Source organism: Clostridium sp. HV4-5-A1G, from assembly GCF_900184915.1.
Taxonomy (GTDB): domain Bacteria; phylum Bacillota; class Clostridia; order Clostridiales; family Clostridiaceae; genus Clostridium_B; species Clostridium_B aromativorans.
Genome location: NZ_FXYI02000084.1, coordinates 1 through 15,319, shown reverse-complemented (window position 1 = coordinate 15,319; position 15,319 = coordinate 1). Strand labels below are relative to the sequence as shown.

Annotated in this window: 14 protein-coding genes, 1 pseudogene and 1 other annotated feature; of the genes and pseudogenes, 6 read left to right on the top strand and 9 right to left on the bottom strand. The window is 32.4% G+C overall.

All coding sequences use genetic code 11. The features are described from left to right. Positions 1 to 63 precede the first annotated feature (63 nt). Positions 64 to 621, top strand: coding sequence for a DUF4367 domain-containing protein (locus J5G60_RS10285; RefSeq protein ID WP_150358141.1), 558 nt, complete (start codon positions 64 to 66; stop codon positions 619 to 621). A gap of 71 nt (positions 622 to 692) precedes the next feature. Here the strand turns inward: J5G60_RS10285 and J5G60_RS19070 are convergent, their stop codons facing one another. From J5G60_RS19070 to J5G60_RS10280, 3 genes and pseudogenes are all read right to left on the bottom strand, one after another. Further along, positions 693 to 821: a hypothetical protein gene (locus J5G60_RS19070; RefSeq protein ID WP_268253920.1), complete on the bottom strand. Its 129-nt coding sequence runs from the start codon at positions 819 to 821 to the stop codon at positions 693 to 695. 26 nt (positions 822 to 847) lie between these two features. Next, positions 848 to 1,054, bottom strand: coding sequence for a UxaA family hydrolase (locus J5G60_RS19065; RefSeq protein ID WP_243139167.1), 207 nt, complete (start codon positions 1,052 to 1,054; stop codon positions 848 to 850). Continuing rightward, positions 1,051 to 1,571, bottom strand: a pseudogene (locus J5G60_RS10280) (hypothetical protein). Before J5G60_RS10280 ends, J5G60_RS19065 begins: the two are co-directional and overlap by 4 nt. Before the next feature lie 180 nt (positions 1,572 to 1,751). Further along, positions 1,752 to 2,031: a binding site (T-box leader), on the top strand. A gap of 205 nt (positions 2,032 to 2,236) precedes the next feature. On the opposite strand from J5G60_RS10280, the gene asnB reads away from it, so the two are divergent. After that, the gene (gene asnB / locus J5G60_RS10275; protein WP_150358142.1) at positions 2,237 to 3,826 is read left to right on the top strand and encodes an asparagine synthase B; all 1,590 of its coding nucleotides are present in this window, start codon (positions 2,237 to 2,239) and stop codon (positions 3,824 to 3,826) included. Positions 3,827 to 3,948: 122 nt separating this feature from the next. Here asnB and J5G60_RS10270 read toward each other — a convergent pair whose 3' ends face one another. From J5G60_RS10270 to J5G60_RS10245, 6 genes are all read right to left on the bottom strand, one after another. After that, positions 3,949 to 5,322 (bottom strand): APC family permease, encoded by a 1,374-nt coding sequence (locus tag J5G60_RS10270; protein ID WP_150358143.1) that lies wholly within the window; start codon positions 5,320 to 5,322, stop codon positions 3,949 to 3,951. Positions 5,323 to 5,774: 452 nt separating this feature from the next. Next, positions 5,775 to 6,128, bottom strand: coding sequence for a fluoride efflux transporter CrcB (gene crcB / locus J5G60_RS10265; protein ID WP_150358144.1), 354 nt, complete (start codon positions 6,126 to 6,128; stop codon positions 5,775 to 5,777). Positions 6,129 to 6,147: 19 nt separating this feature from the next. Next, positions 6,148 to 6,594: a fluoride efflux transporter CrcB gene (gene crcB, locus J5G60_RS10260; protein ID WP_150358145.1), complete on the bottom strand. Its 447-nt coding sequence runs from the start codon at positions 6,592 to 6,594 to the stop codon at positions 6,148 to 6,150. 297 nt (positions 6,595 to 6,891) lie between these two features. Next, a complete protein-coding gene (ilvD, locus tag J5G60_RS10255; protein WP_236035248.1) occupies positions 6,892 to 8,574 on the bottom strand; it encodes a dihydroxy-acid dehydratase in 1,683 nt (560 codons plus the stop codon). A 210-nt stretch (positions 8,575 to 8,784) separates the two neighbouring features. Next, positions 8,785 to 9,831, bottom strand: a complete 1,047-nt coding sequence (locus J5G60_RS10250) for an SGNH/GDSL hydrolase family protein (RefSeq protein WP_150358147.1) — start codon at positions 9,829 to 9,831, stop codon at positions 8,785 to 8,787. Positions 9,832 to 9,842: 11 nt separating this feature from the next. Beyond that, positions 9,843 to 11,123, bottom strand: a complete 1,281-nt coding sequence (locus J5G60_RS10245) for an MBOAT family O-acyltransferase (protein WP_268905686.1) — start codon at positions 11,121 to 11,123, stop codon at positions 9,843 to 9,845. 378 nt (positions 11,124 to 11,501) lie between these two features. On the opposite strand from J5G60_RS10245, the gene J5G60_RS10240 reads away from it, so the two are divergent. From J5G60_RS10240 to J5G60_RS10225, 4 genes are all read left to right on the top strand, one after another. Next, positions 11,502 to 11,690: a ferritin family protein gene (locus J5G60_RS10240; protein ID WP_150358149.1), complete on the top strand. Its 189-nt coding sequence runs from the start codon at positions 11,502 to 11,504 to the stop codon at positions 11,688 to 11,690. A gap of 303 nt (positions 11,691 to 11,993) precedes the next feature. Further along, complete coding sequence (locus J5G60_RS10235; protein WP_150358150.1) at positions 11,994 to 13,106, top strand: hypothetical protein; 1,113 nt, start codon at positions 11,994 to 11,996, stop codon at positions 13,104 to 13,106. Positions 13,107 to 13,287: 181 nt separating this feature from the next. Next, positions 13,288 to 13,857, top strand: a complete 570-nt coding sequence (locus J5G60_RS10230; protein WP_150358151.1) for a TetR/AcrR family transcriptional regulator — start codon at positions 13,288 to 13,290, stop codon at positions 13,855 to 13,857. 44 nt (positions 13,858 to 13,901) lie between these two features. Continuing rightward, entirely contained in the window at positions 13,902 to 15,299 is a 1,398-nt protein-coding gene (locus tag J5G60_RS10225; protein ID WP_150358152.1) for a Na+/H+ antiporter NhaC family protein, read from the top strand. The last annotated feature ends 20 nt before the right edge of the window (positions 15,300 to 15,319 follow it).

The following is a 15,319-nucleotide window of genomic DNA, read 5'->3' as shown; positions in this document are numbered from 1 at the left end:
CTTATTAAATTCTACAATATTAATATTAAAATATATACCATTATAGGATAGGAATGAGATTTTATGAACAAATTAAAGTATAAAAAAATAATTCTCGCAGTCACATTAATATCCGTTATGTTAATAGTAACATCTGTATTTGCATTTAATAATATAAAAGAATCAAAAAATACTAACGATTCAACCTCATCAAATAAAACTATATCATCAAAGAATTTTAATAGCCGATTAACAGATTTTAAAACTGAAGATGAAATTAATAAAAACATAAAGGTTAAAATTAAGGAACCTAAATATAAGCATGCAAATATGAAACAAATAAATGTACAAGGTCAAAGACAAAATAACAGCTTAGGTTCATTTGATTTAATTGTGATGACATATAAAGGAGATGATGAAAAATATATCAGAATACAAGAAGCTCAAGATACAGGAAAACCAGAAGATTTATTAACTAACTCAAAGAAAATATCCATTAATGATACCGAAGCATGGGTTTACGGTGATGAAAAGGGTGACAATTATAAGCAAATTATGTTTTGGGAAAATGGAACATACTATAATGTTGCATCAGATATAGAACTAAATGAATTAATAAAAGTAGCAGAATCAATAGAATAATAAAAAATAATATATACTAAATCAATATAGTGTTTTCGGCACTTTCCCAGGCCTGTCACAATTGATCATTATTAAACAACCATGCTATCATAATGTCCTTCAAGGTTTTTAAGACTGCCAATATCAATTACATTTTTCATGTCTAGAGCATACATACCAAGCTTTAGCTGGTTATTGACTCTAAAAGTTACAAATTTCATATAACCATCTCCTTGCTGTAATAAGTCTACACATAATTGCACAGTCTACTTATCGCAATGTCATTGAAACCAAAGGCTTCCGCCTTTACAACCTTTCCATTTGCAACAGCTACTATCTCATTTAGCAATTCTTCTCCCATTTCTTCTATGGATTTTGTCCCTCCAATTACAGGACTCGCATCAAAATCTATATTTTCTTTCATCTTATTGAATGTTATCTTGTTTGCTGTCATTTTAAGAACAGGTACAAGTCCATTTCCTGTGGGAGTTCATCCCCTGTAGTAAACACAACTATTTGTGCACCTCCTGCAACAAGTCCTGTTACAGAAGCTATATCATATCCTGGAGCATCCATTATGACAAGTCCTTTTTTGCCTGGACCGACACTATAGTCTGTAACTTCCTCAATAGGTCTATGTCCACCCTTGTGATACATCCAAGTGACTTTTCTTCAAGAGTAGTTATTCCTCCAGCCTTGTTTCCAGGTGAGGGATTCCCATTTCTAAGATTTTCTCCAACATTTTTTAAATGTTCTTCATACCTTCTTACGATTTCATATATCCTGTCCTTTACTTCAGGAGTAGCTGCCCTCTCTGCAAGAATATGCTCCGCTCCTATAGACTCTGTTGTTTCACATAATATAGAAGTTGAACCAAGATCAACTAATCTGTCAGTTTCATTTCCCAGTACAGGATTTGAAGCAAGTCCGGATGTAGGATCTGAACCTCCGCAGTTAGTGGCAACAATCAATTCCGACAGTGGAACCTCTTCTCTTTGCTTCTTTGTTTAAAGTAGCTGATATACCTGTAAAAATCTATCTTTCTAAATTCTATTATAATTTATCTACAATGGTGGACTAATAATTTTTATTTTTTAACGCAAAAAAATGTTGACAAAGATGAATGTAAGGTTTAGAATTAAATTCATTAAATAAAAGCCATGATGAAGACAAGTAAAAAAAACATTTCACCACCAGTGAGCTGGAGATAGTGTGAATCCAGTGGTAGAGTTTTTTTGAATAACACTTCGGAGTTGTAAACTGAAATATTTGTATGCTGTGTTTTAAGCAAGATCTTTCACACAGGTTCAGATTAAAGTAGGTACGCCGTATTCCATACGTTACTTTGGATACCAGTAGTAGCTGGAAAGAGACCAACAATTAGATGGTAAATTAGGTGGCACCACGGATAAGCGCCAGTTCGTCCTATTAATAAGACGAATTGGCGCTGTTTTTATATTTAGAACAAATTATAAAGAACGGGATAACCACACTATAATAGGAGAACTAATATCTGAATAACTATGACATATTTTGATAGAGCTTCTGAACTAGAAAGAATCCCAATTTCAGCTTTATAACTAAAAATGAAAAATAAAACGTTTATTAACTTTATCATGCTAGGAGGAATATTAAAATGTGTACAATTATGTGTTATACGGGAACAGATATAAAATATGAAAAATTTGCAAAGGCACTACAGAGAACCGAGTCTAGAGGACCAGATATGATGGAGATCTTAACTTTGCCGTCTGGAATTTTAGGTTTTCAAAGGCTTTCCATCATGGATTTAAGCTTTAGCGGAATGCAGCCATTCACGAGAAAAATGGACGCAGTTATCTGTAATGGTGAAATTTACGGTTTTCGTAAAATTAAAAAAGAACTGATAAAAAGGGGCTATAAATTTATTTCTAATAGTGATTGTGAAATATTACTCCCCATGTATTACGAATATGGGTTAGACATGTTTTCAAAATTAGATGCAGAATTTGCAACTGTTATTTACGATGGAAAAAAGGATAGTTACATTGCAGCACGGGATCCAATTGGAATTCGCCCTTTATTCTATGGTTATTCTGAATCGGGTAAAATCATGTTTGCAAGTGAAGCAAAAAATCTAGTTGGTCTTACAGACAAGATCCTGCCATTCCCACCAGGATATTATTATGCTGACGGTAAATTTACGTGCTATTGTAATATTTCAGCAGCAAATGGTCCCTATTATAAAGATGACTTGGAAATTATCTGCAGTAACATTCATGATAAGCTGGTAGCTGCTGTAGAAAAACGCATGGATGCCGATGCTCCTGTAGGCTTTTTATTAAGCGGAGGTCTTGACAGTTCATTGGTATGTGCTATTGCTCAAAAAATGAATTCTGAAAAACCGATTAGGACATTTGCCATAGGCATGACTGAAGATGCCATTGACCTAAAATATGCACAGGAAGTTGCAGATTATATTCACAGTGACCATACTGTTGTCTACATGACAAAAGAGGAAGTAATTGAATCGCTCGAGGAAGTTATCAAAATTCTTGGGACCTATGATATTACTACAATAAGAGCAAGTATGGGAATGTATCTGCTCTGTAAGAAAATACACCAGATTTCTGATATAAGAGTACTTCTTACCGGCGAAATCTCCGATGAATTATTTGGCTATAAATATACTGATTTTGCTCCAAATGCAGAAGAATTTCAAAAGGAATCACAAAAGAGAATCAGAGAACTCCATATGTATGACGTACTTCGTGCAGATCGCTGCATCAGTTCAAATTCTATGGAAGCAAGGGTACCTTTTGGAGACTTGGATTTTGTAAAATACGTTATGGCCATCGATCCTGAAAAGAAATTGAATAAATATAATAAAGGTAAATATCTTTTGAGACATGCATTTGAAGGAGATTACCTTCCACATGATATTTTATATCGTGAAAAGGCGGCATTTAGTGATGCTGTAGGACATTCTATGGTAGACTATTTAAAAGAATATGCAGAAGCATATTATTCTGATGAAGAATTTGAAAAACTATCTAAAAAATACGAATATCATGCTAAGCCATTTACAAAAGAATCTCTATTATACAGGCAAATCTTTGAAAAATATTACCCAGGACAGGCCAAAATGATAGTTGATTTCTGGATGCCAAACAAAGAATGGAAAGGCTGTGATGTAAATGATCCTAGTGCCAGGGTGTTGTCAAATTACGGTGCCAGCGGTAACTAATTAAAAGAATTCAGACTAATTTCCGTATCAAGTTTCAACATACTTGATACGGAAATTAGTTTACTCACCTTTAATTGGTATATTGATTATAGCATATATTGGTCCTAAGATTCTTATAAAATTCACACCTGCATCTTCGAAGTATCTCTTTTTAACACAAATGTCAATACTAAGTAGTATACAGTACCTAAGGTCAACCATACCAGTCCTATAATTTTCGACATAATAGCAAGGTGTATCCAAACATATACTATTATAATAAATCCTACAGTGGGCAATACAATGTGTTGAAAGAAATTATATTTCTTAGTTTTAAATACAAAATAATTAATAACTGCCACATGAAGTATCGCAAATGAAGTCAAGGCTCCAAAATTAACCAAACATGACAGTATATCAATCATTTCGCTGAATACGCTGCATACTATTATAGCAATTACAGCTACAAAAATTGTTGCAACATATGGGGTTTTAAATTTAGGGTGAATTTTTGAAAAAGCTTTTGGCATGAGTCCGTCTCTTGACATACTAAATAGTACTCTCGAAACTGCAGTTTGAAATGACAATGCACATGCAAAACCAAGAGCAATAGTTATTCCAATTTCACAAGTAAGTTTAAGTGCGTTTCCACCCACACTGAATGCAACTACATAGAATGACGTATTAGGATCTTTAAAGGCATGCCAGTCTGGATACGCCATTCCAGCTACCCAACACTGTATGACAAATATAATCCCACAAACTAACAGTGCTATTACAGTAGCTTTACCTATAGTTCCGCCTCCATCCTGGTTTTCCTCAGCCAATGTGCTTATACCATCAAAACCAAGATAACTTAAAACACAAATTGCTACTCCCGGCATTACTGCTGAAAGCCCAAGATTTGAATTAAATAACGGTTTCAGCGAAAATTCAGCGCCATTTACACCATGAGCTATTCCTATTACTCCACAAATTACAAAATATGTAAGTATGATTAATTGAAGGACAAGTAACACTTTATTGACTTTTGCAGCCATCTCAATTCCCCTGATATTGATTAAAGTATTACATATAATAAAAATAAATGCCCATAGGAAGATAGGTACTGAAGGCATCATATCGTGAAGAGCAGCTCCGCTTAACAGGTATAAAAGAGCAGGTATAAATGCATAGTCAAGTAATATTGCCCATCCGGCAAAAAAACCAACAGTTGTGTTTAGTCCTTTACTTGCATAACAATATACTGAACCAGCAATAGGAATTGCCTCCGCCATTCTTGCATAACTAAATGCTGTAAAAAGCATTGCAAGCATGCCAAGAAGGTATGCCAATGCAGCCATACCACTCGCCGCCTCATTCACAATTCCATATATACCAAAGGGTGCAATGGGAACCATGATGATTAATCCATAAATCACCAAATCTTTTGTCTTTAATACTCTATTTAATTCTTGCTCGTATCCAAAATCTTCAAGAGCAGTTTGTTGGAAATTCTCCTGACACTTTTTTTTCATAATTATATTCATTCCTTTCGCTTTGCTCAAGGCATAAAACGTAATGAAAATACTTGGCTTTGAGCGAATTTTTGTTTTATTATCAAGATAACAGATACTTTAACATAGGATTTCAAATCAGTATACCAATAATTATCAAGATTTTTTCTTAAAAAATAGTTTTAGTTTGAATATTCTGAAATTTACAGTATTACCGATAAACTCATTTTCCATTTCATGTTGTTGAATAAATTCTTACAACCTTCATCGTTTCAAGCTGCATCTCAAACTCTGCATTCTAAGAAAGTATCTCTTCTTTAGTTACACAGCAGTAGTCCCGTCACAAGTGAATACTACTATTGTTCATCTATATTATACCACATTTATTAAGTATTGATATTTTTACATAATCAAACTATTTTAATCAATAAAAAATAACAGCATCTGCCAAAAAGTAAATGCTGTTATTTTATTTATAAAAGACCTATTTTTATGCCAATTGAAAATCCTATTATTCCAATGATAACAGAGCTTAAGGTATATACAAATGCATTCAACTTTTCATTATCTTTAAATAAATTAAATCCTTCGTACATAAATGTGGAAAAGGTCGTATATGCTCCTAAAAACCCATCTCCAAGAAATAAATACATGTTTGTACCAAATTGAGCTGAAGTCAAGATTCCAAGCATAATGGCTCCTGTGATATTTATTACAAAAGTTCCAACAGGAAATCTGGCGTTGACATGTTTTGATATAGTTTTTCCAATACCATATCTCGCAATACTTCCCAATATACCACCTGTACCAACTAGTAAATAATTCATCTCAATTTCCTCCTACAATTTAAATTACTTCGTCTATATCCTGAACATTTTCATCATAATCTGGTTTATGGTGATTATTTGTCATCTTTGAATTGAATTTGCTCCCAGCCATTATACCTAAATAGGCTGCTATAAGTCCCAAAGTCACTGACATGAGCATATAAGATACCGCTGCATAATAATATTTGCCGGTAATTAATTTTACTGTCTCTTTACACAATGTTGAAAATGTTGTATATGCCCCTATAAATCCCGTTGAAATTCCAAGTTGTATATTCTCATCAATTTTCAGTTTCTTACTCGTCACTGTAAGTACAAAAGCTAATATAAAGCTTCCAGTAATATTTATAAACAATGTATCCAACGGTATTGCAGTACTATAACTGAATATATTAATATTTTTTACAAAACTCCTTGATATAGCACCTAAAAAACCGCCAATACCAATAAAAATACATTTTCTCATCTATCAATTTTCCTTCCATTTTAAATTATTCTTTTGTAACTCATTTAAAAAATACTATATAAGAGAAGTTGTCTTCGGCCTTCAAAAAATAAATTAGCACAAATATGCATCTAAGACCACCTCTACAGCCTTTACTAAAAATAAGCATAAAAAAACTTCTACTAGCAATAGTAGAAGTCATTAATCACAGAGGATACTTAAGGGCAAACTTCACTACCTAAGACTCTAATTTATGTTTTTAATATTATCATAAATTAATAGATACATCAATATATACTTTAAGATATATTCACGTTCTTATAGCAAATCGTATTTCATGATTGCACCTTCAGAGCCTGATGCTGCAATCTTGCAATATAAACCCAGATATCCACGTTTAAATTTTGGTTCTGGGCGTTTCCATGTTTTTAAGCGGTTGGAAATTTCCTCATCGCTGACCATTAAATTCAAACTGCGATTTTCTACATCGATTTCAACTTTGTCACCATTTTTTATAATTGCAATCGGTCCGCCTTCTGCTGCTTCTGGAGATATGTGTCCCACAAAGCATCCATTATTCGTTCCGCTGAAACGTCCATCAGTTATTAATGCCGTTGATTTGGACAATCCACGTCCATATAAATATTTCATGGCCTTATACATTTCACGCATGCCAGGGCCACCTTTAGGGCCTTCATAACGGATAACAACTACATGTCCCTCATGTACTTTTCCTTCTAAAATTGCCTCTTCTGCCTCTTCTTCTGAATTAAAGCAAATGGCTTCTCCTACAAAATGATGCAAACTCTTATCAAATGCTCCAGGTTTTGTAATTCCCGTATCAGGTGCTATGTTTCCACGGAGTACAGCAACACCACCTTGATATCCAAACGGTTCTTTCATAGTTTTAATTACATTCGAATTCTCCGGATACTGGTATACATGATCTACAATATTATCTGCCACTGTATGACATGTAACAGTCATCTGCTCAGTATCTATAATTGTCTGCATCTCCTCCATTAACCGCATGACTCCGCCTGCCTGATAGAAATCAATCATATTGTATTTAGATGCTGGATTGATTTTGGCAATCTGAGGAGTCGTTTTCGATAACTCATCAAATTCCTCCAGTACATTAATATCTAATTCAGCTTCATAGGCAATAGCTGTAAGATGCATTACAGCATTCGTGCTGCCACTCATAGCAAGACACACTTTAATTGCATTTCTCACACTCTCTTTCGTGATAATCCTACGGGCTGTAATATTTTTCTGTACAAGTTCGACAATCTTAATGCCTGTATCTTCTGCAATGGCAAGGCGTGCAGCAGAAGCAGCTGGTATGATACCTCCATCCGGTAATGTCATGCCCAAAGCTTCCGATAATGAACACATTGTATTTGCAGTTCCCAGATAAGAACAGGAACCACATGTAGGACATGAAAGATTTTCTAAAGATACATATTCCTTTTCCGAAATCTTATTGGCAGTTAACATTCCGTAAGCTTCAGTACTTGAAGTCTGATCCGATTTACGGCCGTCAAAAACAATTCCTCCATCCATAGGTCCTCCCGGCAATAAGATGCATGGCATATCCAAACGTGCTGCTGCCATCAACATTCCCGGTACAATTTTATCACAGGAACCTAATAACACAATACCATCAAATAAATTGATCTGTGCCATGGATTCAACTGAATTTGCAATCAGTTCCCTTGAAGGAAGGATGTAATGCATTCCATCATGCCCTTGTCCCATTCCATCGCAACCACCAATCACTCCAAACTCAACTGGAGTTGCACCTGCACGGTATATACCATCCTTTACCCTCTGTGCAACCTGACGTAGATTAAAATGACCCGGAACACACTCACTCCACGCATTCGCAATTCCTATTAGAGGTCTTTTTAAGTCATCTGTTGAAAACCCCATTGACTTCCATGTAGCTCTATAATACTGATTCTGTAATCCACAAAGAATTTTTTTACTTCTCTCCACAGCTTTACTTCTCCCTTCCGGCATTATTTAAACGTATTTTTTCATTAATATAGATACTTTCTTCTTGTCTGTACGTATTTACGTACAATATATGCAAATACGTACTTTTGTAATTAAAAGTATCACTTTTCAAAATTTCTGTCAATAATTCATTTTCACTATAATAGCAGCTATCTCAGCTATCTCAAAACCATTTTCTTCTATTGATAATTACTTATCAGTTATATAAGTTGCTGCTTGAGACCTCTTATAATCTGCATTCCACTGACTATAGGCATTGTCATTTCTATGATCTTTCAAATTGTAATTTTGTTTTAAATAATCTCCAAAATCCTTTGTAACCTTATAGGCTCCCCATATATTAAGATGTCCTGAATTATTCATATCATTTTTGAAATCAAGATCTATTTCATCCATTTTATCATTATAATTGATAAATGGTATATTTTCTTTCTTTGCAATCTCTGCAACTTTGTTGAACATTTTGGCTTGTTGACTGACCCACTCATTTGAAGCAGCATCAGAATTATAGTCAAATGGAGTATTGACTAAAATCAATTTTAAATTATTTTCTTTACATAAGTCTATAATCTTGTTTAAATAGGCCAATGATTTCGTCGGAAGATTTACCGTTCCCGAAACTGTTCTGGATGTTTGATTTGCTGTTGAATCATCTTTTCCATATTTCTTGGTTCCAGCGGCAAATCCTTTAGCGTAGTATACTTCTGAACTATCATAATTGAAATCATTCTCTGTAAGTTGATTCCACCTATAATGATATTTCAAAAATGGTATCAGATACTCCAATCTGTCTTCAAGTGGCGTACAGTTCCATATGGCTTCCAGTTTATTCATCGAAAACTTCATATTGTCAAGCACATTGCTTATATACCCTCTTTGTCCATACTCAGCACTCTGAGCCAGATAATATGCATCAAGTACAACCACAGGATTTTTATGTTTCTTCAAAACTTCCTTCAACATGTAATACGTCATATCCATAGATTGGCCTCCTGTTGCATAGTTAAAACTTGTTATACCATAATCATGCCACAATACATTGGGATCTATTCCTCCATTCATATGACTTCCTCCCATTAACACCACATCATACGCATTTCCGGTATGGTTATACAAGCCTTCTATCAGCTTACTCCTATGATCTGTTTTCAGTATAAATATAGGGGTAATACTATAAATCATAAATATTAAAATAGTAATAAAAATTGAAATTTTTACAATTATCTTTTTAATCAAATACGCTCCTCCTAAAATCTAGAATATATAAATTGTTGGATATCATAACCTGAGCCATATACACCAAATATCAATATAACTATTGCTGAAGTCAAATACAGAGACCATCTGAATACCATATTTTGTTTCAACAATTCATCTCTCAGATTTTTTGTTCTCTGCAGCAGATCAACGATAAAAACTATACCCAGACTAAGCATTGCAACAAAAAAATTTGATGAATCCAATCCAAGTTTATACAGAGAGCCATCAGTAAATACTGAAGGATTAAAATAAAATATATTCTTAATTAACACTACAGCATTTTTAAAAGAGGTTGCTCTGAAAAACAGCCATGCAAAATCAACCAATATGAAATTAATCAATATCATAGATAATTTATAACCAAAGGAACTTGTCCTAATTTTAAATTTTCTCACCAGCATATCTCCTACAGGACTGAATAAATTTTCAACTATATAATATATACCATGTAATGTTCCCCAAACTACAAATGTAAAACTTGAACCATGCCACAGACCACTTACCATAAATACAATCATAACATTAAAATATTTTCTAGCTTTACTGCATCTGCTTCCTCCCAAGGGAAAATAAAGATAATCCATAAACCAACTTGTAAGTGACATATGCCATCGTTTCCAAAATTCTCTTATTGATTTTGAAAAATATGGTCTTTCAAAATTCTGTGACAGCCTAAAGCCCATAACTTGTGCTGCACCTATTGCTATATTTGAATATGACGAAAAATCACAATATAGTTGAAAGGCAAAAAATACCGTAGCTATCACTATTATAAATCCTCTGTAATTTGTTGGATTACTATAGACAGCATCTACAATATTTCCTATTCTGTCTGCCACCATTGTTTTTTGAAAATATCCCCATAACATCAAAAGTAACCCGCTTTTAACATTATTGTAGCTAAAATAGTGATTCTCATATATCTGTTTCATAAAATGCTTTGATTTCTGAATAGGTCCCGAGAGTAGCTGAGGAAAAAATGATACGAACAAAGCATATTTCCCTAAATTTTTTTCTGCCCTAACATCTTTTCTATAGACATCTATAATGTAGCTCAATGCCTGAAATGTATAGAATGAGATCCCAACAGGCAGTATAAAATCAAACGATGGCATATTTACAGCAATATGAAAATGATAAAAAACACGTGTAATACTTGTACTAAAAAAGTCATAATATTTAAATATAAAAAGAATTCCCAGATTACTCGATATACTAAAAAAAACAAGCAATTTTCTTATTTTTACTTTTTCTACCCTATCTATCAACAATCCACCAACATACGTAATTAAAGTGGATGTAATAATTAAAAAAATATATTTTGGATTCCACGTCATATAAAAGCAATAGCTTGCTGCAAGAAGCCAAATCCAACGTATTCTATTTGGTAGGACATAGTAAAAGATGACCACAATAAAGAAAAAAAGTAAAAACTGCGCTGAATTAAATGACAAACCAGAATACCTCCTAATTGTAAACAAATTAAAGTACACATGTACATATCTTATTACATTTATGTGTCAAATAAGTTACAATTCAATACACTAGTCATAATAGTGGTAAAAATTTATGCATTTTAAAAAGAAGCTCATAATGAATAATATTTTTTATATTACAGAATCTATAAATGGAAAGGAAGGATAAAAATGAATTTAACAACAGAAGACATATTAAAGAAAAAAATTCTGGATGAACAACAAAATGTAAGAGATTATCAGCAGTACTCAGATAAAATAGACAATAAGGAAATAAACGAAATATTTAAAAATTTCGCAGAAAAATCAGCTTATCATGCACAGACTTTACAAAATTTATTAAAAAAACACAAAAGATAGAAGGTCTAAAAAAACCTTCTATCTTCTATATACATTTCTCTAATATATACCCATTCCTTAGTCTTGTGTTATAACATATCCCTTTAACTTTTCACATATATTTAATTATATACTAAATACCACTTTTTTCATTACCCTTAAACAAGGTCAATATTGCGGCAAAAGCGGATACCTATCATAATTAACTCATTTACATTTTGTTCATAAACCCAGGAATTATCTTGATTTGCCCATTTGACACAAATATATATCTATCTTATAATTTATTTACATAATTATAAAAAGCAAGGAAGCGAATTTAATATGCTAGGTGTTATCAAAACTGCAATTATAACTATAGTAATATCGTTTATATCTGGACTGCTCTTAGACTATTATAAAAACTTGGCACCCAGATTACTATGCCATGTGGGAAATGCCATTTCAATGAATCTAGAAGGTAAAAAAGTTTTCGCATACATTGTAACTGTTGCCAATGTATCAAACAAGATAATCCATGAAATAACCTTAGATATACAAAATAAACAAAACAACTTAAAAATTGCAGAAACAAAGATAACCAGGGGACTGAAATTTAATTCTTCAATAAAAGATAAAACTTTAGATGTCAATATACCCTTTTTGAGTAAAGGTGATAAATTTTCAGTTACACTCTACGTAGAAGGTCAACGTGCACCACTCGCTAAACCTGTTATCATACTCAGATCACCTGAAAAATTCAAAAGGATAGAATCCATGGAACAAAGGGGGCTTCTATTTTTATTGCTTAATATACCCAAAAATATAGTTAATGCAGTTTCAAAACCAACTGAAAAAGGCAATTATACCAAAGCCACAAATAAAGAGCCTTATAACTACAATAACAAAGCATTAAGTGATAAAAAAAGGAAAAAGACTTTCAAACCTGATTTAAACAAGAAGGCATTAATAGCAATGGCATCAATTGCTTTAATTGTAGTTGTGGGATTTTCAAGTAGAGCTTTTTTAAAGGCAAAATCCAATAATTCAAAGACACCTGAAGTAAATAGCACTGTTCAAAAAGAGCCTACTACTAATTCAACAGGAGGATCAACTAAAACCAACAGTACAACTAAATCACCTTCTAGTAATACAATTAAAAACACAAATACAACCAATTCGTCTTATAAAAACACCGGAAACGGAAATTCGAATTCAGGCAGTTCATCTTCTAAAAATAGCACTGAAAATACGGGCTCAAACAACTCATCATCTGAAAGTACTAAAAATAATAAAAACAATACTGAAAATACAAATACAACGACTAATTCATCTTCTGGTAATAATGGCGAAAATACTAATTCAAATAATTCATCTTCTGGGGATACTACAGGAAACAATAATTCAGCTAACTCATCTTCCGGCAGTACAGGAGAGAGTACACCTGAATCCAACTAATTAGCTTGATAATGATGAAAAAGCTTTCTGTGATATCTGATTTATTACAGAAAGCTTTTTTTATATAAATATCCTCATCTCTAAAAAGCAGGAAAACTTTTCGTATCATATTTTTAAACTTGACTTCATTTGGTATTTACTGTATTATATACTTACGAACGATCGTAAAGGGGGTAGTCAAATGACTATTGCAGAAATAAAAAAAGCCGCGCTGCTAAATTTTACAGAAAAGGGATATGACGGTGCTTCACTTTCTGATATTGCTCAAGAAGTAGGAATAAAAAAGCAATCAATTTATTCTCATTTTAAAAGTAAAGATGAATTATTTCTTACAGTTATGGAAGAAGTTATTAATGAGGAGACTAAATTTTTGCATCAGTATTTCTCTCATTATCAACCTGATTTAAAAAACTACCTGGAAGATTTTATTTTAAAACTTAAAGAACGCTATACAAATAATAAGGAATGTAATATGAAGTTTATACTGCGTATGGCCTATATGCCACCAGTTCATTTGAGAGAAGAAGTTATCCTTAATTTTAAATTGTACTTCTCAGAACTTGAAAAGCTATTAAATAAATTATTTTTTAATACGGAAACTTTTTCAAAAAAAGCTGAAAGAGCTACTCTTTCTTTCATGACTATTTTAGACGGGCTGCTAGTAGCATTAATATATGGGGGAATTGAAAGATTTAATCAAAAATTCAGAGTCTCATGGGAAATATACTGGAGCGGCCTATTAAATGACTAAGTTTTTAGAATTTTAATTTAAAAAGAGATTGGCAGGAACGATATATGAATGAAAACAAAATTCCCGAAAAATATACTTATATTATTTTAACATTTACACTTATCTCAATTATTAGCTGTATTATATTAAATGCATTCCTATTTTATGGTTTTATGGCAAGCATAATTTTTTCTATATATTTATGTAGAAAAAGTGGATTTTCAATAATTGAACTCTTTAACATGATAAAAAGAGGACTTTATGAATGTAAATCGCTCTTCATTTTAATGGCATTAATTGGAGCCATGATTCCCATATGGATGTCTTCTGGAGTTGTACCAACTATGTTATACTATGGGCTCAAATATATGAAAGGTACAAACTTTTTATTTTCTGCTTTTATACTTACATCAGTAGTTTCGATATTTATGGGCACAGCATTTGGAACCATAAGCAGTGTAGGAATTGCATTATTAGCACTGTCAAAGATATTTGGAATACCAAATTATATTCTTTTAGGAGCTATAGTTTCAGGAGCTTTTATAGCAGATAAGAGTTCCCCAATATCAAATCTATTTAATCTCACTCTTGAAACCGTAAAAATAGCGTATAAAGAAGCTATAACATCCATGCTAAAGACATTACTTCCAACTTGTTTTATATCCGCATCAGTATATTATTTTATAGGGAAGAAATACAGTGTAGTTATTGAAAATTCTAATATAAATAATTTTATGTATGCTATTAACAGCAATTTTACTGTCTCACCATTAATATTACTTCTACCATTAAGCATTATAATTATGTTATTTTTGGGAATAAAAATGCTAAAATCAGTATTTTTAGCATTAATTGCCGGAATAGTTGTTTCCATTGTTTTTCAAAGAGAAGGTTTTAATCACATTATAAATGCCATATTAAACGGTTATAATATAAATACTAATTTTGTCCAATTGAATACAGTATTAGTTAGCGGCGGCATGATATCCATGATATCTGTGCTGCTTATAATAGCAGGTGCAGTCACCCTAAGCAGCATATTTCAAGAAACCGGACTCATAATTCCAGTAATTAAAAGAATAACCTCTAAAATTAAATCGAGTGAAGAACTCATTTTAAAAACAGGACTTATAAGTGGTGCCTTAACAATTATAAGTGATCAAAGTGTTGGAATAATACTTCCTGGAAAGTTTTTAATCAATAAATATAAAGAGTTAAAAGTTAAAAATTGTATTTTAGCTAGAACTATGGCGGACACCGGAACAATTATTGCTCCTCTTATTCCATGGAACGTAAATTCACTATTTATTTTTATAACAACAGGTATTTCAACCATCTCATATGCACCTTATGCGGTATTATGCTACGTGTCTCCCATAATTACATTTATCTTTGCTTTTCTACATAAGTTTCAAGGTAGAAAACAGACAAAAGAGATACAAGTGAAAAATACAATAAAATAATTTTTTAAATACTATATTTT

Bases quoted from the DNA above. Each gene is read 5' to 3' on its own strand.
- J5G60_RS10240 (WP_150358149.1), top strand. From the start codon at position 11,502: ATGAATTTAACAACAGAAGACATATTAAAGAAAAAAATTCTGGATGAA.
- J5G60_RS10225 (WP_150358152.1), top strand. From the start codon at position 13,902: ATGAATGAAAACAAAATTCCCGAAAAATATACTTATATTATTTTAACA.
- J5G60_RS19065 (WP_243139167.1), bottom strand. From the start codon at position 1,054: ATGACAGCAAACAAGATAACATTCAATAAGATGAAAGAAAATATAGAT.
- asnB (WP_150358142.1), top strand. From the start codon at position 2,237: ATGTGTACAATTATGTGTTATACGGGAACAGATATAAAATATGAAAAA.
- crcB (WP_150358145.1), bottom strand. From the start codon at position 6,594: ATGAGAAAATGTATTTTTATTGGTATTGGCGGTTTTTTAGGTGCTATA.
- crcB (WP_150358144.1), bottom strand. From the start codon at position 6,128: ATGAATTATTTACTAGTTGGTACAGGTGGTATATTGGGAAGTATTGCG.
- J5G60_RS10230 (WP_150358151.1), top strand. From the start codon at position 13,288: ATGACTATTGCAGAAATAAAAAAAGCCGCGCTGCTAAATTTTACAGAA.
- J5G60_RS10270 (WP_150358143.1), bottom strand. From the start codon at position 5,322: ATGAAAAAAAAGTGTCAGGAGAATTTCCAACAAACTGCTCTTGAAGAT.
- J5G60_RS10235 (WP_150358150.1), top strand. From the start codon at position 11,994: ATGCTAGGTGTTATCAAAACTGCAATTATAACTATAGTAATATCGTTT.
- J5G60_RS19070 (WP_268253920.1), bottom strand. From the start codon at position 821: ATGAAATTTGTAACTTTTAGAGTCAATAACCAGCTAAAGCTTGGTATG.
- J5G60_RS10285 (WP_150358141.1), top strand. From the start codon at position 64: ATGAACAAATTAAAGTATAAAAAAATAATTCTCGCAGTCACATTAATA.